We start from the raw sequence: 17,792 nt of genomic DNA on the forward strand, positions 1-17,792 counted from the left end.
GCGGTTTTGAAGCCCCGGCTGCAGCGATGCAGTCGGGGCTTTTTTACGTGGGCTTAGGGTTTTGGCTGCATCCGGCGCCGTCGCGGTGGACGGCCCGGAGGCGAGCCTTTGCCGCGTCGCTTCCTCAGGCGCGGCAAGTTGACGGTCAGCGTTTCCGAAATGCCGACGAGCTTGGCGCGCCGTACCACTTCATAGCGCACCTCGACGCATCCGCTTTCGTAGTCCGCCAGGGTTTCATTGTTGAGGTACTGAACCAGGCGAGGGCCTTTGCGGCCTTCTACCTTGCCGATGGTGGTGTAGAAGGTGTTGTGGCCCCAGCGCAGCTTCAGGTGATCCCCGAACCACAGCTTCGGTGAGCGCGGGATATTGATGTAGATGCCCACGTGCAGCTGTGCGTCGGTCGGGCCTTCGGGGTCGGCACCGGTGATGAAAGGCGCTTCGAATACCGGCGCCGGAGGCGGGTGCTTCATCTCGTGATGCCAGGGAAATCCCGGGGCATTCTGAAGCTGGCCGGCGTAGACCAACGCCTGTTCAGCCGCACTCTTGCCCGCGGGCGGTATTGCCTGCAGATCTTCGTAGAGCGGGATGGAACTCTTGTCGGGTGATTTGCCTTTCTTCCTGCGGGTAGTTCTCGGGTTAGGCAGTGTTACCTTGTTATCGTTATCGGACTCATTCGGCTGCGAGTGGGGTGGCGGCTGGATATCCGTTTCATCTTCCATTGGAACTCCTTGATCAGATCGCTAGTGCGAGGATTACAGGATTGGGTGTTGGCGCTTGCTTGTAGGATTGCGGCGCTGCACATGCCTATGATCGATTCGAAAAATAGGACTGTCAAACAAGCGAAGTGCATGGGATTGCATGGCTTCTCCGAAAAAAATTCGTGGTTGAATATATTTTTGATATGTGGATCCGGCGCTTTTTACGGCGTTTTTGAGCGATTTAAATAATTATGTATCGCGCGTAGTCTATAAAATTTTGATAGTCCATCAGACGCTTCCTACGGAGATGTAGGTTCTGTGGAATCGAGATGCCAAAAAATAATTTAAATTATTTTTCGCTGGCGATTTTGTTGACAAAACCTCCACGCATTAGCGTGGAGATGGTTACTTTTGGTATTCAGTTGAATAGTGGGAAAGCTGGTTACAATTTAAGTGAAACCAGGGTCGGCAGGCTGGTGATGGATGCATTCCCGGTCCGGTCGGTGACGACGTACTCGATGGACACGGTTTCGGCTGCATGGGTTAGCAGGTCTTCGCGGCTGAAAGTGATTTCGACGGGCCGGAGGGTGAGCTCATCCGTCTCGACCAGATGGGACGGGCCTTCAACGCCGTTGAGTAATGTCTGGATGACATCGCCCGGTTCCATGCCGGCGTAGCCAGGGAGGAGGCCAATGATTTGATCGCCGAAGGTGGCGGTGGGGAAGATGAGGGGAGCAAGGAGGGTTGCGCCGGGTTTGGAGCGGTGAACTTTTAGCGTGATAGAAGGGGACTCTCGGGTTACACCATTGATGTTGTTTGTCGCCTGGAAGCTAAGCGAATAGCTGCGGCTCTCACACAGCTTATTGTGACTTAGCTCAAGTTGTACCATTTCTCCAGGCTGCTGTTCGCCTACGACCATCGGGGCTCCAATCAGATCTCCATCAAGTCGTAGTTGAACAATATAGCCTGGACGCGCTCCATTCCAAATGATGATTTCAACGGGGATGGGTTGAGTTAAATCCCCGGTTTGTAAAAGGCCGTCGATAGGGCTCGCTTTGGTGACCAGTGGGGCGCTGAAAGGAAATTGCTCATTCATAAGTTTCTCCATCAAGCACACCCCTCCACTTCCATCCGCAGAAAGAGTGCGCATTAAATTGATTATCCAGATCAACAAATACTCCACCCGTGGTGGTAACTATTTATCGTCTTTCATCAATCAACTAATAGAGTTCTACAAATCCTGTCAACAGCAAAACCCTTGCTCCAAACCAAAAACTGCTTCCCCAAATGATTTTCAGAAATGTCCTACTTAAAACCCCAACACAAACAAAAAGGCCCCGGCAGACAATCTGCCGGGGCCTTCGCATAACCCACCAATCACTCAGCGGTTAAAGCGTTCCACCAAGGAGTATTGCGTGTGAGCAGTTTGGGTCAGTTCGGCACTGAGCGTGGCAGAGCGACGGGCTTCGTCGGAGGTCTGGTCGGCCAAGTGCGCGATGGTGCTGATATTGCGGCTGACCTCTTCTGCCACCGAGCTTTGCTCTTCGGTGGCGGCGGCGATCTGCGTGGTCATGTCGGTAATGTTGGCCACTGCGTCGCTGATGCCTACCAACGCCCTGTCGGCTTCCATGACCTGTTCGACGCCTTCTTCGGCCTGGCGCCGGCCTGTGTTCATGGTCTGCACCGCGTTGGTAGCCGTCTGTTGCAGCTTGGCGATGAGGGCGTGGATCTGGCCGGTCGACTCGGTGGTGCGTTGCGCCAGTTGACGGACTTCATCGGCGACGACAGCAAAACCGCGACCCATTTCGCCCGCGCGGGCGGCTTCGATGGCGGCGTTGAGGGCCAACAGGTTGGTCTGGTCGGCGATGCCTTTGATGACGTCGACGACGCCACCGATTTCGTCGCTGTCTTTCGCCAGCTGAGTCACGGTCAGGCCGGTTTCGCCCACCGAAGCCGAGAGACGCTGGATGGCTTCGCGGGTGTCGCTGGCGATCTCGCGGCCGCGACGGGTCAGTTCGTTGGCCTGTTGCGTGGCGTCAGCGGTGCGCTGCACGTGATTGGCCACTTCCTGGGTGGTCGCGGCCATCTGGTTGACAGCGGTGGCGACCTGTTCGGTTTCGACGCGCTGACGTTCCAGGCCGGTGGAGCTGGCCTGCGCGAGGGTGTCGGACTGACGGGCCTGGTCGTTGAGGTGTTCGGCGGTGTCCTGCAGGCGGGTGAGGCAGGTCTTGAGACGCGCTTCCTGGCTGAGGATCGACATCTCCAGCCGCGCCTGTGCGCCGCGACTGTCGGTGTACATCTGCGCGATCAACGGGTCGGAGGTGGTTTGCTCGGCCAGGCGCAGCAGACGCTTGAGGCCACGCTGTTGCCAGCTCAACCCCAGCAGCCCCAGCGGCACGGACACTGCGGCGGCGAGCAGGAAGCCCCAATGGGAATTCAGCCACACGCCAATCAAAAAACTCACCTGGCTCACCAGGATGAACGGCAGCCAGTCCTGCAACAGCGGCAGCCACTTATCACGACTTGGCACCGCACTTTTGCCGCTGTTCAAGCGTTGATAGAGCGCTTCGGCCCGACGCACCTGTTCAGCGGTGGGCTTGATGCGCACGGACTCGAAGCCCACAACCTGTTTGTTCTCGAAGACCGGCGTGACGTAAGCGTTGACCCAATAATGATCGCCGTTCTTGCAGCGGTTCTTGACGATCCCCATCCACGGCTGGCCCTGCTTGAGGGTGGCCCACATGTGTTCGAATACCGCCGTCGGCACGTCCGGATGGCGCACGGTGTTGTGCGGCGATTTGATCAATTCATCTTGGGAAAAACCGCTGATTTCAATGAAGGCGTCGTTGCAATAGGTGATGACGCCGCGCGCATCGGTGGTGGAGATCAACCGTTGCTGCGCCGGGAAGGTCCGTTCGCGTTGAGTGATGGGCTGGTTATTTCGCATGAGCTATTCGATCCAGGAAGGCTGTGAAGGGTTATCGGCCCGAAGCGAAAAAAATTAAGCTTTTGTGAACTGCGTCATAAACGGAGTGTCGCCGGGGTCCTTCAGCGATCGAACATCGGATAGGTGAACAGGCTGAAATGCTGCAGGTTCAGGCCAAAGTGGGTGAGCACGGCAGCGGGCAGGCCGCCCAGTCGATAGGCGACGCCATAACCCACACCTGCGATGCCCGCCAGAATCGCCCATTCCCAGCCAGCGCCGATGTGCGCAAGACCGAACAGCAGCGAGGCTGTCCCGATGGCCAGGGCGTCGTGGCAGGGCAAGTGTTGCAGCCATCTTTTCAGGCTGCCTTGCAGGTAACCGCGAAAGAGCAGTTCCTCGGTCAGCGCGACCAACAGCAGGTTGTTCAGCGCCCAGATGCCTGTTTGCTCGGGCCACTTGCGCGACCAGCCGACCAGGCCCAGCAGCAGCGCCGTTGATAAACACGCTGCGGCGGTGACGGGCAAGGCGATGCTGGTGACGCCCAGCCAGCGTCGGGGACTGAACGCGATAAACACCCAGGGGCAGGCGATGGCGATCCAGAAGCCGATGAGGGGCTTGTCGAGATTCAGGTACATCGAATACGGCGCGGCCTCGGGGCTGAGGCGCACGCCGGCAATCGCCCTTGCGCTGAGGAAACCGGGCAGCCAGTGACTGGCCAGCCCTGCTGCGATGGCGATGAACAGGGCGTGACCGAACAGGCGGACGGCGCGGTGCTGGAAATGGCTGACGCAGATGCCGGCCATGATCAGCAGTCCGAACGTGATGACCACGGGAACGCTGAGCTGGCCGTAGAGCAGCGCCAGGCAGTAGCCGAGAGAGAGCAGGAGGAGGGAAGTCCAGCGTTGCACCGACATGAAGTCGTCCTTGAGCGTCGGAATAGGCTGGCGATTTTAACGTTGATTAAACGCGTGTGTATGTCGGATCAACGGGGAGCGGGTCCGATTGTTTCGTGGATGCAGGGCGAAGGTCGTGTAGGGCGTTTCTGATGACGAGGGATTTGGGTTAGACGCTGGCAATTTGCGGTGAGGCAGACGACGCCTTCCCGGCTAAAGCCGGTCCCACTAAAAGCGCGCGGTGTGCCCGTAGGACCGGCTTTAGCCGGGAAGAGGCCGGTTTGAGCACCATTGATATTGCGTTGTGGCATCTGACGCCTTCCCGGCTAAAGCCGGTCCCACTAATTGCACGCGGTGTGCCCGTAGGACCGGCTTCAGCCGGGAAGAGGCCGGTTTGAGCACCATTGATATTGCGTTGTGGCATCTGACGCCTTCCCGGCTAAAGCCAGTCCCACTGACAGCGAGACCGGCTTCAGCCGGGGTGAGGCTCAGGACGCAATCAGCTGCCGCAACACGTAATGCAGAATCCCTCCCGCCTTGAAGTACTCCACTTCATTCAGGGTATCGATCCGGCACAGCACGTTGATGGTTTCCTGCTGCCCGTCCTCCCGGGTGATCTGCACCGCCAGGCTCATGCCCGGTTGCAGGGTGGCGCCGGTGAGCCCGGTGATGTTCAGCACTTCCTTGCCGGTCAGGCCCAGGGTTTTGCGGCTTTCGCCCGCCTTGAACTGCAGCGGCAGGACGCCCATGCCGACCAGGTTGGAACGGTGGATGCGCTCGAAACTCTCGGCGATGACTGCCTTGACGCCCAGCAGATTCGTGCCTTTCGCCGCCCAGTCGCGACTGGAGCCCGTGCCGTATTCCTGACCGGCAATGACCACCAGCGGCGTGCCTTCTTCCTGATAACGCATGGCCGCGTCATAGATCGGCAGCTTCTCGTCGGTGGGCACGTGCAGCGTGTAGCCGCCTTCTTCGCCGCCGAGCATTTCGTTGCGAATGCGGATGTTGGCGAAGGTGCCGCGCATCATCACTTCATGGTTGCCGCGCCGCGAGCCGTAGGAGTTGAAGTCCTTGTATTCCACGCCCTTGCTGCGCAGATAACGCCCGGCCGGGCTGTCGAGTTTGATGTTGCCCGCGGGGGAGATGTGGTCGGTGGTCACCGAGTCGCCCAGCACCGCCAGCACGCGAGCCTGCTGCACGTCGGCGATGACCGGCAGCGGGCCTGCGACGTCCTCGAAAAACGGCGGGTGCTGAATGTAGGTCGAGTCCGGCTGCCAGACGTAGGTCGCCGCTTCGGGCACCTCAATAGCCTGCCACTGCGCGTCACCGGCAAACACCTCGGCGTATTCCTTGTGGAACATGCCGGTGCTGACGTTCATGACCGCGTCAGCGATTTCCTGCTGGGTCGGCCAGATGTCGCGCAGGTACACCGGCTGGCCGTCGCTGCCTTCGCCCAGCGGTTCGCTGCTCAGGTCGGTGCGCACGGTGCCGGCCAAGGCGTAAGCGACCACCAGCGGCGGCGAGGCCAGCCAGTTTGTTTTCACCAGCGGATGCACGCGGCCTTCGAAATTGCGGTTGCCGGAGAGCACCGACGCAACGGTCAGGTCCGACTGCTGAATGGCTTTTTCGATCGGGTCAGGAAGCGGCCCGGAGTTGCCGATGCAGGTGGTGCAGCCGTAACCCACCAGGTCGAAGCCCAACTGATCGAGATACTGGGTGAGACCAGCCGCGTTGTAGTAGTCGGTCACCACCTTCGAGCCGGGCGCCAGCGAGCTCTTCACCCAGGGTTTGCGCGTCAAGCCTTTCTCCACGGCTTTTTTCGCCAGCAGCCCTGCCGCCATCATCACGCTGGGGTTGGAGGTGTTGGTGCAGGACGTGATCGCCGCGATGACCACCGCGCCGTTTTTCAGGCGATAGGTCTGGCCGTTGTATTCATACTCAGCCTCACCCACCTGCGCGGCGTTGCCCACCGCGACACCGCCGCCGCCTTCGCTTTCCAGTCGGCCTTCTTCGTGTTTGCTCGGGCTGACCGCCAGGCCCAGGAAGTCGCTGAAGGCCTTGGACACGTCGGGAAGGGCGACGCGGTCTTGCGGACGTTTTGGCCCCGCAAGGCTGGCCACGACGGAACCCATGTCCAGCTCCAGCGCATCGGTGAACGCCGGTTCCTGACCGGGCAGGCGCCACAGGCCCTGGGCCTTGCAATAGGCCTCAACCAATTGCACCGTTTCGTCCGGACGCCCCGACAGGCGCAGGTAATCCAGCGTGACGTCGTCTACCGGGAAGAACCCACACGTCGCGCCGTATTCCGGGGCCATGTTGGCAATGGTGGCCCGATCCGCCAGCGGCAAGTCTGCGAGGCCATCGCCATAAAATTCGACGAACTTACCGACCACGCCTTTCTTGCGCAGCATTTGCGTCACGGTCAGCACCAGGTCAGTGGCGGTGATGCCTTCGCGCAGTTTGCCGGTGAGCTTGAAGCCGATGACTTCCGGAATCAGCATCGACACCGGTTGGCCGAGCATGGCCGCTTCCGCCTCAATGCCGCCGACGCCCCAGCCGAGTACGCCGAGGCCATTGATCATTGTGGTGTGGGAATCGGTACCGACCAGCGTGTCCGGGAAGGCGTAGGTGCGGCCGTCTTCTTCCTTGGTCCACACGGTGCGGCCAAGGTATTCCAGGTTGACCTGGTGGCAGATCCCGGTGCCCGGCGGCACCACGCTGAAGTTATCGAACGCATTCTGGCCCCAGCGCAGGAACGCATAGCGCTCGCCGTTGCGCTGCATCTCGATGTCGACGTTCTCGCCGAAGGCCTTGTCGTCGCCGAAGCGGTCGACCATGACCGAGTGATCGATGACCAGATCCACCGGCGACAGCGGATTGATGCGCTGAGGATCGCCACCGGCCTTGGCCACGGCGGCGCGCATGGCGGCGAGGTCAACCACGGCCGGCACGCCGGTGAAATCCTGCATCAGCACGCGCGCGGGGCGGTACTGGATTTCGCGATGGGATTTGCGCTCGACCAGCCAGTCGACGAGGGCCTTGAGGTCGTCGCCGGTCACCGTGTGGTTGTCTTCCCAGCGCAGCAGGTTTTCCAGTAGCACCTTGAGCGACATCGGCAGTTTGTCGAGATCGCCCAGTGTGCGCGCGGCATCCGGGAGGCTGAAGTAGTGGTAGGTCTTGTTGCTGACTTCCAGGGTTTTGAGGCTTTTCAGGCTATCGAGGGAGGGCATGACTGACTCCTTGACGGTCCGTGCAGTACGCGCGGACGGGCGATCTACGGTAAGACGGGTCTTGCTTCGGCGCTCTGGGCGGCGCCTTTGAATGATCGTTGAGTAGTACTGGACCCGCCGGCTGAGCCAGTGGTTCCTGATTCGGCTATCATGCGCCGCTTTCGAGTCATTGAGGTTAATCCTCATGTACAGCTTGCGCCGCGACCTGATTCGTGGCGCGCGAGGAGACCGTCCCGTGAACACCCTTTTCATGCATTGCCGCCCCGGCTTCGAAAGCGAGGTCTGCTCGGAACTCAGCGAGCACGCCGCTCGCCTTGAGGTGTCCGGCTACGCCAAGGCCAAGACTGACGCCGCCTGTGCCGAATTCATCTGCACCGAGGCCGACGGCGCGGAACGGCTGATGAACAGCCTGAAGTTCCGCGAGCTGATTTTCCCCCGGCAGTGGGCCCGTGGCGTGTTTGTCCAGCTTCCCGAAACCGACCGCATCAGCGTAATCCTCGAACACATGGCCGGGTTTGCCCCGTGCGGCAGCCTGTGGCTGGAAGTGGTCGACACCAACGACGGCAAGGAGCTCTCGACCTTCTGCCGCAAGTTCGAAGCGCCATTGCGCAAGGCCCTGGAGAAGGCCGGCAAACTGGTCGACAACCCGAGCCTGCCGCGTTTGCTGCTGACGTTCAAAAGCGGGCGCGAAGTGTTCCTCGGGCTGGCCGACGCGGACAACTCGGCGATGTGGCCCATGGGCATTCCGCGCCTGAAATTTCCCCGGGAAGCGCCGAGCCGCTCCACCCTCAAGCTCGAAGAGGCCTGGCACCACTTCATCCCCGGGGATCAGTGGGACGAGCGCCTGTCGGGCGACATGACCGGCGTCGACCTCGGTGCAGCACCCGGTGGCTGGACCTATCAACTGGTGCGGCGCGGCATGCTGGTCACCGCCATCGATAACGGGCCGATGGCCGAAAGCCTCATGGACACCGGACTGGTGCAGCACTTGATGGCAGACGGATTCACCTTCAAGCCGCGTCAGCCGGTGGACTGGATGGTCTGCGACATCGTCGAGAAGCCCGCACGCAACGCCGCGCTGCTGGAAACCTGGCTGGGCGAAGGTCTGTGCCGCGAGGCCGTGGTCAATCTGAAGTTGCCGATGAAACAGCGCTACGCCGAAGTGCGGCGTTTGCTGGAGCGCATCGAAGACGGCTTCAAGGCGCGCGGCGTCAAGGTCTCGATTGGTTGCAAGCAGCTGTACCACGACCGCGAAGAAGTGACCTGCCATCTGCGGCGGCTGGACATGAGACGCAAGGGCTGAAGTCGGCTTGAATCCGCTGCCACGCTGTTCATAATCAGCGGTGCGCGCCCGCGGGGCGAAGATAAGGGGAGACGCAATGAGCGCTGCACACAAGGGACCTGACGCCGACATCCTCATCGTCGGCGGTGGCCTCAGCGGCACGATGCTGGCGGTGCAGCTGCTGCGCCTGCCGGGCCAGCGGCGGATCATGATCGTCGAATCACGCAGCGAGTTGGGCCGGGGCGAGGCCTACAGCGCCACCGAGCTGGGCCACACGCTGAATGGCAACGCCGCGCGCATGAGCGTCGACCCGGACGACGTCGACGATCTGACCCGCTGGCTGACCGACTACATCGCCGCAGGCGGCTGGCCGGAGTCTGATCAGCAGCACGTGCCGGTGGCCGAGCTGTTTCCGCCCCGCGGGATCTTCGGTCTGTACGTTCAGCAGCGCCTGGCCGAGGCGCGGGTGGTCGGCGAGCGTTACGGTTCGACCGTTGAACACGTGCGCGGTGAAGTCACCGACCTGCAGACTCACGCAGCCGGCCTGCGCCTGACCCTCGCGAGCGGCGAGCACTTGACCGGCCGCTTCGGCGTACTGGCGACGGGCATGTTCGCCGCCGCGCGCACGCCCCAGCGCGATTCAAACGCCCTTAATGCCGCCGCTGTTGATCCGTGGGACGTAAGCGCCATGGGCCAGCTCGACCCCCAGGGCCGCGTGCTGATCATCGGCTCGGGCCTGACCATGGTCGACGCCGTGGTGTCCCTGGAGCAAGCCGGTCACCGTGGGCCCATCGACGTGTTTTCACGCCACGGCCTGCTGCCCCATGTGCGCCGTCAGCCGCCAACGTGGCCGGACTTCCTCGCCGCCGACCCGAACATTCGCAGTACCCGGCAACTGGTCAGGGCCTTGCGCGAGCAGTGCGCTCAAGCGGCGGAGCAGGGCATCGACTGGCAGGCGCCGCTCGACACCGTGCGCGTGCATATTCCACGGCTGTGGAGTCAGGCCTCTGACCTGCAGCGCCGCCAATTCGTACGCCATGTCCGTCCGTGGTGGGAAAGCCATCACCACCGCTCGCCGCCGCCCAGCGCGCACTTGCTGGACCGGCTGATCGACGAAGGGCGCCTGCACATCCACGCCGCCTCGTTGCTCAGCGTTGAGGGCGCCGAGGCCGGACAGGTCTCCATCAGCGTTCGCTATCGCGGCCAGGACACGGCCAGCAAAGAGAGCGGCGCAGCGCTGATCAACTCGACTGGCATTCAATACGACTGGCGCCGAGTCGAGCGTGCCCTGCCGCGCAATCTGCTGGCGCGCGGCCTGATTCAGCCGGGGCCGCTGGCGCTGGGCATTGCCGCCGATGCGGGGGGCGCGGTCATGGACGCCGAAGGGCGTGCCTCAACGCGGCTTTATGCCATGGGCCCGCCCTTGCGTGGTCTGTGGTGGGAAAGCACCGCCGTGACCGACGTGGCGTTGCAGGCCAAAGCGCTGGCGGCACGATTGGCGGCGTTGAGCACCGTACCGTCGTGAAGCCGCAGGAAATTGTGTCGACCACGACACACTTTCCGCAACCCCTCCTAAAGCACGCTCCGAACGAGCCGAAAGCCCGTTATCGACCCGGTAAGACCGCCCGCTTTTCATCGAGAGGCGACAGGGACGTCAGCGAGTGCACAGGGCTATGGAGGCCATCGTTCATGTTGAGCTTGAGTTTCAGAAATCCTGCGGAGGCAGCACTGCTGCTGCCGCCCTCCGTCGTGTCAACTGCTACAGCCGCCGACGACGCAAGTCAGACCGCCAGCGCCGCCGAGCAGGTGCGCCAGGGCATCGAAGTGCTGCTCTCGCCGGACGCGCAGAAGGCGGCGAAGAAGGGTGACAAGAACGCCGACATCGACGCCACCCACTTGCCTGACCGGATCAAGGAGCAGCTCAAGCTGATCCGCTCGATTCAGGAGCGCATTGCCAAACGCATGCAGGACATGCAGGCGTTCATGAGCGACCGGTCGCTCTCGCCCCGCGCCCGGGAGGGCAAAATTCGCCAGTTGCAGATGGAAATCATGGCCATGACCAACTCGCTCATTCAGGCCACCAACCAGCTCAATCAAGCGATGCAGCAGATGCATCTGTCACTGGCGGACCAGACGTTGGCCGGCACTCTGGTCAGTCCGCAGAACCTTCAATCCTGATCCAGCAGGCGCGGCCCCGCGCCTTGCTCGCTCAGGCTGTCGCCGAAGTTGCGCAGCGGGCAGGCCTCCATCGACAGGCAGCCGCAGCCGATGCAGCCATTGAGTTGGTCGCGCAGGGCGGTGAGGCGGTTGATGCGTTCATCCAGATCGGTTTTCCAGCGCTCGGATAACCGGGTCCAGTCGTCAAGGCTGGGCGGGCGGTCCTGGGGCAGGGTCTGCAGCGCGGTCTGGATCGTCGCCAGCGGAATGCCCAGGCGCTGGGCGGTTTTGATCAGGGCCACCCGACGCAGCACGTCCCTGGGGTAGCGACGCTGATTGCCGGCGTTGCGCTGGCTGCTGATCAGGCCTTTGGCCTCGTAAAAGCGCAGCGCGGTGATGGCCACGCCGCTGCGGGCGGACAGCTGGCCGACGGTGAGTTCCCGGGCGATGGGCGGGATGTTCTGGGTAAGCATGCAATCTTCCTGTGTGCCGAACGACGCTTGACCTCCAGTTAACTGGAGGTTTTATCCTGCGCAGCATCCCTTGGCCGGACCGCCTTGGCAAGTGGGGCACCGGCGCAAGAAACGTAGGGGGCCATACCGGTTCGCGCAGCATCCTGTTTAGCAACAACCGTCATCTGTGGAGAACGTTCATGACACCAGCAGCCGCCCATCTTCCGTACAGTCAGTTCGTTGAGTTCGCTGTCGACCCGCAGCATCAGGCCGGGCTGGTCGGTGCGCTCAACGAGCGTTTCGAGCAGTTTACGCGCACCTACCCAGGCTTCGTCCGCGCCAGCGTGCAGATCAGCGAAGACCGTCAGCGGGTGCTGAGCCATGTGCAATGGCTGTCGAAGACCGACTGCGAGCGTGCGTTCGAAAACGCCGAGCAGGGCGAAGGGGACATGTGGGAGCTGATTCGGCGCCACCGGGCCACGTCGATGATCTTCAACGCGTACGAAGTGGCGGGGGAAATCGTAGGACCGCGTCAGGGGTGAGCGCAGTCCTACAGGTTGCATCGCTGTGGGATCACACCGACAAATGCAGCATCTGTTCACCCTGGGTCTGCTCACCGGGACGGCGCTTGTTGACGGCCAGTTCGCCGATCTTGATCAGCCGCGCGCGCACGACGTTGCGGCTCAACCCCAGCAATTGCGCGGTGTGCACCTGGTTGTAGTGGCTGAAGCGATAGGCCGCGCGCAACAGGGCGTCTTCGACCTTCTCGTGCAGCGCGCCGGCCTGCTCCTCGAACAGACGCTGGAACGCCCGGGCCAGCAGCGCGTCGGTCGAGTCGTCGACGGCGGGGGCTGAATCTTCCTGGCGTTCAAGGCGCAGGTTCGACAGGCGCAGGTCGCTCGACTGAATCACGCCGTTGCGGCAGATCAGCAGGGTGTGGTGAATGACGTTTTCCAGCTCGCGGATATTCCCCGGCCAGCCGTAGGTGCGCAGCTTGTGCTCGGCATCCGCGCTGATCTGAATCGGTCCGCAACCCAGACGCTGGCTGTAGACGTCGATGAAGTGCCGGCTCAGCGGCATGATGTCGCCCGGCCGTTCGCGCAGCGTGCTCAGCTCCAGATTGACGACGTTCAGGCGGTAGAACAGGTCTTCGCGGAAGTGCCCGGCGTTGATCGCGCGTTCCAGTTGCACGTTGGTCGCGGCCAGCACCCGCACGTTGATCGGCGTGCTTTTGCGCGAACCCAGCCGCACCACTTCGCGCTCCTGCAGGACGCGCAGCAGCTTGACCTGAATCGCCAGGGGCAGATCGCCGATTTCGTCGAGAAACAGCGTGCCGCCGTTGGCCTCTTCAAACCATCCGGCCTTGGCGGTGAGGGCGCCGGTGAACGCGCCTTTTTCCTGGCCGAACAGCTCGGCTTCCACCAGCGATTCTGAAAACGCACCGCAGTTGACGGCCACGAACGGCTGATGACGACGGCTGCTGAGGTTGTGAATGTGGCGCGCCACCAGCTCCTTGCCGGTGCCGGTTTCGCCGATAATCAGCACGCTGGCATCGCTGGGCGCGACTTGTTCAATGTGGGCCAGCAGCGCCTGGGACCTCGGGTCCTCGAACACCTGCGCGGTGGCGCGAATGGAAGTGGCCAGAGCCGGCGAGGGCGGTAGGGTCAATAGCTGCATGGGGATCACTTGTGGTTGGAACGGTAAGCTGGCTGTCATGAAGGACTCCTTGTCGCGATGGCCGTTGTCGCGCTGGCAGATCAACCGCTTCCCACATGCTGCGCGGGCGCGCAGCAGGCGGTTGTTTTCCAGGGGGGGCGGTGAAACTTACTTCTGCGGCGGCAAGTCGTTGGCAATCATCTCGCCGAACGGGCCGGTGAGGTTGGTGATGCCTCGGCCTGCCAGGCTGCGATAGGGCTCCGGCAACAGCGGGAACACCAGCTCGGCGAAGCGATAGGCTTCTTCCAGGTGCGGGTAGCCGGAGAAGATGAAGCTTTCGATGCCCAGGTCCGCGTATTCCTTGATCCGTGCGGCGACTTCCTGGGGATTGCCCACCAGCGCCGTGCCCGCACCGCCCCGTACCAGGCCGACGCCGGCCCACAGGTTCGGGGCGATTTCCAGATTGTCGCGACGACCGTCGTGCAGCGCGGCCATGCGGCGCTGGCCTTCGGAGTCGAACCGCGAGAAGGATTTCTGCGCGGCGGCGATGGTTTCGTCGCTGATGTGCTCGATCAGGGTGTCGGCGGCCTTCCAGGCTTCTTCGCTGGTCTCGCGGACGATCACGTGCAGCCGGATGCCGAACTTGACAGTGCGACCGTTGCGCGCGGCGCGCTCACGCACATCCGCCAGTTTCTCGGCCACGGCGGCAGGGGGCTCGCCCCAGGTGAGATAAACGTCGACCTGCTCAGCGGCCAGTTCATGGGCTGCCTCGGAGGAACCACCAAAATACAGCGGCGGATAGGGCTTCTGGATCGGCGGGTACAGGGCTTTGGCGTTCTGCACTTTCAGGTGCTTGCCTTCGAAGTCCACGGCTTCGCCCTGCAACACACGGCGCCAGATCTTCAGGAATTCGTCGGTGACTTCGTAGCGCTCGCTGTGATCGAGGAAGCTGCCGTCGCCACGGTTTTCATCCGGGTCGCCACCGGTCACGACGTTGATCAGCAGGCGTCCACCGGACAAACGATCCAGCGTCGCGGCCATGCGCGCGGAGACGGTCGGAGAAATGATCCCCGGACGAATCGCTACCAGATAACGCAAACGCTCGGTCAGCGGCACGAGGGCTGATGCGATCACCCAGGAGTCTTCGCAGGAGCGGCCGGTCGGAATCAGTACGCCGTGGTAACCCAGATCATCGGCGGCCTGGGCGACCTGCTTCAGGTAATTGAGCGTGACCGGGCGCGCGCCCTTGGTCGTGCCCAGGTAATGGCCGTCGCCGTGTGTCGGTAGAAACCAGAAAACATCCATGAGAAATCCTTCGAGCGGAATCGGTGGGCTTGTGACAAGTGCACCCGTTATAAAGGCTCCGATTTATTCCGTAAAAGAACTGAATCCCATATTTTTATAACCGTTAGAGATATGTCCGGATTTGTACCTTTTAAAGATGCAGCTGACGGGTAAGATCTTGTGGGAGTGAGCTTGCTCACGAAGGAGTTGGAATAACCGCTGCATTCTCGGCGCCTGAAACGCCGTCTTCGTGAGCAAGCTCACTCCCACAAGTCGTGCATTCCACGCGAATCTGCAGTGGGCCTGTCAAACCCGCCACTACCTGATTTAGGGCGAGTTACAGACCTGCGCCGGGTCAGAACACCGCGCAAAAAAAACAGGCGCCGAAGCGCCTGAAGGAGAGTACGGGAGACGCTTCGACATCAGAAAATCTGGGTGAACAGCCAGTACAGGCTGCCCGACAACAGGATCGCGGCTGGCAGGGTCAGCACCCATGCCATCGCCAGATTGCGCAGGGTGCGCATCTGCAGGCCGGAGCCGTTGGCGACCATACTGCCGGCCACGCCCGAGGACAGAACGTGGGTGGTCGAGACCGGCAATCCGTACATGTCCGCCGCGCCGATGGTCAGCATCGCAACGACTTCAGCCGATGCGCCCTGGGCGTAGGTCAGGTGGGTTTTGCCGATCTTTTCCCCGACCGTGATCACGATGCGTTTCCAGCCCACCATGGTGCCCAGGCCCAGCGCGATGGCTACGGCCACCTTGACCCACAGCGGAATGAAGCGCGTCGCGGTATCAATTTGCTCCTTGAACGTGTCGACCTTGGCCTGGGTGTCGGCGTCGAAGTTACCGACCTTGTTCTTGTCCATCACACGGATGGCTTCCGACGTCAGGTACATATCGTTTCGTACGTTGGCCGTGGCTTCGGCTGGCACCTTGGCCAGTGATCCGTAACTGGCGACCTGATCGCCGATCTTGCCGGCCATCACCGCCAGCGCCGGGATCAAGTCAGGCGTGGCCTGCTTGTCGCGGATGTAAGTCGACAGCGTCTGGCGGGAATCGGCCGGCGCGGGCAGCGGCGCCGCTTTGGTCAGGGCCTGTTGAGTGACCTGGGCGACTGCAGCGAATTGCACCGATTGATCGGCCGGCATGGCGCGGTTCAGCGCGTAAGCCATGGGCAGCGTTCCCACCAGAATCAGCATGATCAGGCCCATGCCTTTCTGGCCGTCGTTCGAGCCGTGGGCAAACGACACCCCGGTGCAGGTCAGGATCAACAGACCACGAATCCAGATCGGCGGCGGCTTGTTTCCTTCCGGCGCTTTGTACAGCGCGCGGTTCTTCACAAACATGCGCAGCGCCATGAGCAACAGCGCGGCGCAGGTGAAGCCCACCAGCGGCGAGAGCAGCAGCGAATAACCGACTTTGGTCGCCTGGGACCAGTCCACGCCGCTGGTGCCGTCGCGGCCATGCATCAACGCGTTGGCAATGCCGACGCCGATGATCGAACCGATCAGCGTGTGGGAAGACGAGGCCGGCAGACCCAGCCACCAAGTGCCGAGGTTCCACAGGATCGCTGCGATGAGCAGGGCGAAGATCATCGCGTAACCCGCCGATGAACCGACCTGCAGGATCAGTTCGACCGGCAGCAGGGCAATGATGCCGAACGCCACCGCGCCGCTGGAAAACAGCACGCCCAGAAAGTTGAAGGTTCCTGACCAGACCACGGCGAAGTTCGGCGGCAGTGAGTGGGTGTAAATGACCGTCGCGACAGCGTTGGCGGTGTCGTGGAAACCGTTGACGAACTCAAAGCCCAGCGCGATAACCAATGCGACGCCAAGCAGAATGAACGGCGTCCAGGTCAGCACGACGGTACCCAGATCGTCCATGTCCTGCTTGAGGCTGTAGCCGGTATAGAACAGGCCCAATGCCAGCACAACGAAGAAAATCACCATCGTCGTCATGCCAGGCTTGCGCCCGAATTGAGCACTCAGTCCGGGTCCCTGTTGCAGAGAGCCTTGAGCCAGTGTGGGGGTCGCCATGGGGCACAATCCTGTTGATGAGGGATAATGACCATGATCATTACAAAATGTGACAGAGATGCGACACGGGTCACGTTTTGCGCGGATTTGCTGGGGTTAGGGACCAATGGACACGCCTTAAACGCTGTCGTTAATAATCCCGGCTCTTGCGAAACGCCCACCTCCCCGCAATAAACGTAAATGTCGCCACCAGCGCAACCAGCACCCAGAACCCATGGGGATCGGACGCCAGTGGTATACCGCCCACGTTCATGCCGAAGAAACCCGCGACGATGTTGATCGGCAGCGCCAGCACGGTGACGACGGTGAGGGTGAACAGCGTGCGGCTGCTCTGTTCGTTGAGGTTGGCGGCGATTTCTTCCTGCAGCAGTTTGATCCGTTCGCCGAGGGCGGTGAGGTCGCTGATCACCAGCGCCGACTCTTCGGTGGATTGCCGCAGCTCCTGTAAATCCTCCTCCAGCAGCCACTGCGGCGGGCGGTGCAGCAGGCGCATCAGCGAGCCGGGTTCCAGGGCCAGCAGCCGTTGCAGGCGCACCAGCACCCGACGCATGGCGCCCAGTTCCGAACGGTTGTTGCTCAGGCGTTGGGACAGAAGCTGGTCTTCGATTTTGTCGACGCTGATGCTGGTCTTGCGCATGAACTGGCTCAGCACGTCGCTCTGGTCGCGCAGCAGGTGGGCGAGCAGTTCCAGCGGGGAGCGGAAGGTTTCGCCCTGTTTCACCGACGAGCGCAGCCGGTCCACTGAGCGCAGCGGCTGATGGCGCGCGGAGATCATCAGGTTGCTGCGCACGCAGACCCACAACGTGGCGATGTCGGTGGAGACGCGGTTGAAGTCGAAGACCACGTCGTTGACCACGGCGAGCAGGGCAGAGTCGACGTGTTCGATGCGCGTGGAGCGCGACCCTTCGTGCAGGGCTTCGAGAAACTCGTCAGGCAGGTCGAGGTTGGTTTTCAGCCAGCGTTCACAGCTGGCGTGGGTCAGGTTCAGGTGCAGCCAGACAAACTCGTCCGGCGCGGTGGGCTGGCGCAGGCATTCAAGCGCCGCCGTCGAATCCAGTTCGCGGCCGGGTTCGTCGGGACGGAAGCGGAACCCGTACAGCAAGCCAAACAGATCGGAGTCCTGATGGTGGGCGATGCGTTGATTCATGAAGGCTCGCAGACGGGAAGTGCCCCGC

The 17,792-nt window shown here is 61.9% G+C and carries 14 protein-coding genes; 4 read left to right on the forward strand and 10 right to left on the reverse strand.

Going from position 1 to position 17,792, the window contains the following annotated elements:
- Nucleotides 1-53 precede the first annotated feature (53 nt).
- The 5 genes from ACYASU_RS05800 to acnA form a co-directional block, all read right to left on the reverse strand.
- Nucleotides 54-719: a hypothetical protein gene (locus tag ACYASU_RS05800; RefSeq protein WP_282372832.1), complete on the reverse strand. Its 666-nt coding sequence runs from the start codon at nt 717-719 to the stop codon at nt 54-56.
- Between the two features lie 421 nt (nt 720-1,140).
- Entirely contained in the window at nt 1,141-1,794 is a 654-nt protein-coding gene (locus ACYASU_RS05805) for a hypothetical protein (protein ID WP_463582222.1), read from the reverse strand.
- A gap of 285 nt (nt 1,795-2,079) precedes the next feature.
- Nucleotides 2,080-3,645 (reverse strand): methyl-accepting chemotaxis protein, encoded by a 1,566-nt coding sequence (locus ACYASU_RS05810; protein WP_463582223.1) that lies wholly within the window; start codon nt 3,643-3,645, stop codon nt 2,080-2,082.
- A gap of 101 nt (nt 3,646-3,746) precedes the next feature.
- A complete protein-coding gene (locus ACYASU_RS05815; protein WP_463582224.1) occupies nt 3,747-4,538 on the reverse strand; it encodes a CPBP family intramembrane glutamic endopeptidase in 792 nt (263 codons plus the stop codon).
- Between the two features lie 467 nt (nt 4,539-5,005).
- Nucleotides 5,006-7,747: an aconitate hydratase AcnA gene (gene acnA / locus ACYASU_RS05820; RefSeq protein WP_463582225.1), complete on the reverse strand. Its 2,742-nt coding sequence runs from the start codon at nt 7,745-7,747 to the stop codon at nt 5,006-5,008.
- 235 nt (nt 7,748-7,982) lie between these two features.
- Here acnA and rlmM point away from each other — a divergent pair, with 235 nt between their 5' ends.
- The 3 genes from rlmM to ACYASU_RS05835 all read left to right on the forward strand — a co-directional run bounded on the left by rlmM (nt 7,983) and on the right by ACYASU_RS05835 (nt 11,207).
- The gene (gene rlmM / locus ACYASU_RS05825) at nt 7,983-9,050 is read left to right on the forward strand and encodes a 23S rRNA (cytidine(2498)-2'-O)-methyltransferase RlmM (protein WP_463582226.1); all 1,068 of its coding nucleotides are present in this window, start codon (nt 7,983-7,985) and stop codon (nt 9,048-9,050) included.
- A 76-nt stretch (nt 9,051-9,126) separates the two neighbouring features.
- The gene (locus tag ACYASU_RS05830) at nt 9,127-10,554 is read left to right on the forward strand and encodes an FAD/NAD(P)-binding protein (RefSeq protein ID WP_463582227.1); all 1,428 of its coding nucleotides are present in this window, start codon (nt 9,127-9,129) and stop codon (nt 10,552-10,554) included.
- A 164-nt stretch (nt 10,555-10,718) separates the two neighbouring features.
- Nucleotides 10,719-11,207 carry a hypothetical protein gene (locus ACYASU_RS05835; protein ID WP_463582228.1) on the forward strand — a complete coding sequence of 163 codons (489 nt, stop codon included), beginning with the start codon at nt 10,719-10,721 and terminating at the stop codon, nt 11,205-11,207.
- Here ACYASU_RS05835 and soxR read toward each other — a convergent pair.
- Nucleotides 11,198-11,659: a redox-sensitive transcriptional activator SoxR gene (gene soxR / locus ACYASU_RS05840; protein ID WP_463582229.1), complete on the reverse strand. Its 462-nt coding sequence runs from the start codon at nt 11,657-11,659 to the stop codon at nt 11,198-11,200. The genes ACYASU_RS05835 and soxR overlap by 10 nt on opposite strands.
- Before the next feature lie 179 nt (nt 11,660-11,838).
- Between soxR and ACYASU_RS05845 the strand changes: the two genes are divergently transcribed.
- The gene (locus ACYASU_RS05845; RefSeq protein WP_463582230.1) at nt 11,839-12,180 is read left to right on the forward strand and encodes an antibiotic biosynthesis monooxygenase; all 342 of its coding nucleotides are present in this window, start codon (nt 11,839-11,841) and stop codon (nt 12,178-12,180) included.
- A 31-nt stretch (nt 12,181-12,211) separates the two neighbouring features.
- Here the strand turns inward: ACYASU_RS05845 and ACYASU_RS05850 are convergent, their stop codons facing one another.
- From ACYASU_RS05850 to ACYASU_RS05865, 4 genes are all read right to left on the reverse strand, one after another.
- Nucleotides 12,212-13,315 carry a sigma-54 interaction domain-containing protein gene (locus ACYASU_RS05850; protein WP_192174253.1) on the reverse strand — a complete coding sequence of 368 codons (1,104 nt, stop codon included), beginning with the start codon at nt 13,313-13,315 and terminating at the stop codon, nt 12,212-12,214.
- Nucleotides 13,316-13,462: 147 nt separating this feature from the next.
- Nucleotides 13,463-14,599, reverse strand: coding sequence for an FMNH2-dependent alkanesulfonate monooxygenase (ssuD, locus tag ACYASU_RS05855; protein WP_192174231.1), 1,137 nt, complete (start codon nt 14,597-14,599; stop codon nt 13,463-13,465).
- A 401-nt stretch (nt 14,600-15,000) separates the two neighbouring features.
- Complete coding sequence (locus ACYASU_RS05860; protein WP_346628811.1) at nt 15,001-16,617, reverse strand: inorganic phosphate transporter; 1,617 nt, start codon at nt 16,615-16,617, stop codon at nt 15,001-15,003.
- Nucleotides 16,618-16,747: 130 nt separating this feature from the next.
- Entirely contained in the window at nt 16,748-17,764 is a 1,017-nt protein-coding gene (locus ACYASU_RS05865; protein WP_463582231.1) for a transporter, read from the reverse strand.
- Nucleotides 17,765-17,792 lie beyond the last annotated feature (28 nt).

It is taken from the genome of Pseudomonas sp. HP_12, from assembly GCF_055283955.1.

Excerpts from the sequence above, each read along its gene's own strand:
- ACYASU_RS05800 (WP_282372832.1), bottom strand. The coding sequence starts at position 719 with ATGGAAGATGAAACGGATATCCAGCCGCCACCCCACTCGCAGCCGAAT.
- ACYASU_RS05805 (WP_463582222.1), bottom strand. The coding sequence starts at position 1,794 with ATGAATGAGCAATTTCCTTTCAGCGCCCCACTGGTCACCAAAGCGAGC.
- ACYASU_RS05810 (WP_463582223.1), bottom strand. The coding sequence starts at position 3,645 with ATGCGAAATAACCAGCCCATCACTCAACGCGAACGGACCTTCCCGGCG.
- ACYASU_RS05815 (WP_463582224.1), bottom strand. The coding sequence starts at position 4,538 with ATGTCGGTGCAACGCTGGACTTCCCTCCTCCTGCTCTCTCTCGGCTAC.
- acnA (WP_463582225.1), bottom strand. The coding sequence starts at position 7,747 with ATGCCCTCCCTCGATAGCCTGAAAAGCCTCAAAACCCTGGAAGTCAGC.
- ACYASU_RS05830 (WP_463582227.1), top strand. The coding sequence starts at position 9,127 with ATGAGCGCTGCACACAAGGGACCTGACGCCGACATCCTCATCGTCGGC.
- ACYASU_RS05835 (WP_463582228.1), top strand. The coding sequence starts at position 10,719 with ATGTTGAGCTTGAGTTTCAGAAATCCTGCGGAGGCAGCACTGCTGCTG.
- soxR (WP_463582229.1), bottom strand. The coding sequence starts at position 11,659 with ATGCTTACCCAGAACATCCCGCCCATCGCCCGGGAACTCACCGTCGGC.
- ACYASU_RS05845 (WP_463582230.1), top strand. The coding sequence starts at position 11,839 with ATGACACCAGCAGCCGCCCATCTTCCGTACAGTCAGTTCGTTGAGTTC.
- ACYASU_RS05850 (WP_192174253.1), bottom strand. The coding sequence starts at position 13,315 with ATGCAGCTATTGACCCTACCGCCCTCGCCGGCTCTGGCCACTTCCATT.
- ssuD (WP_192174231.1), bottom strand. The coding sequence starts at position 14,599 with ATGGATGTTTTCTGGTTTCTACCGACACACGGCGACGGCCATTACCTG.
- ACYASU_RS05860 (WP_346628811.1), bottom strand. The coding sequence starts at position 16,617 with ATGGCGACCCCCACACTGGCTCAAGGCTCTCTGCAACAGGGACCCGGA.
- ACYASU_RS05865 (WP_463582231.1), bottom strand. The coding sequence starts at position 17,764 with ATGAATCAACGCATCGCCCACCATCAGGACTCCGATCTGTTTGGCTTG.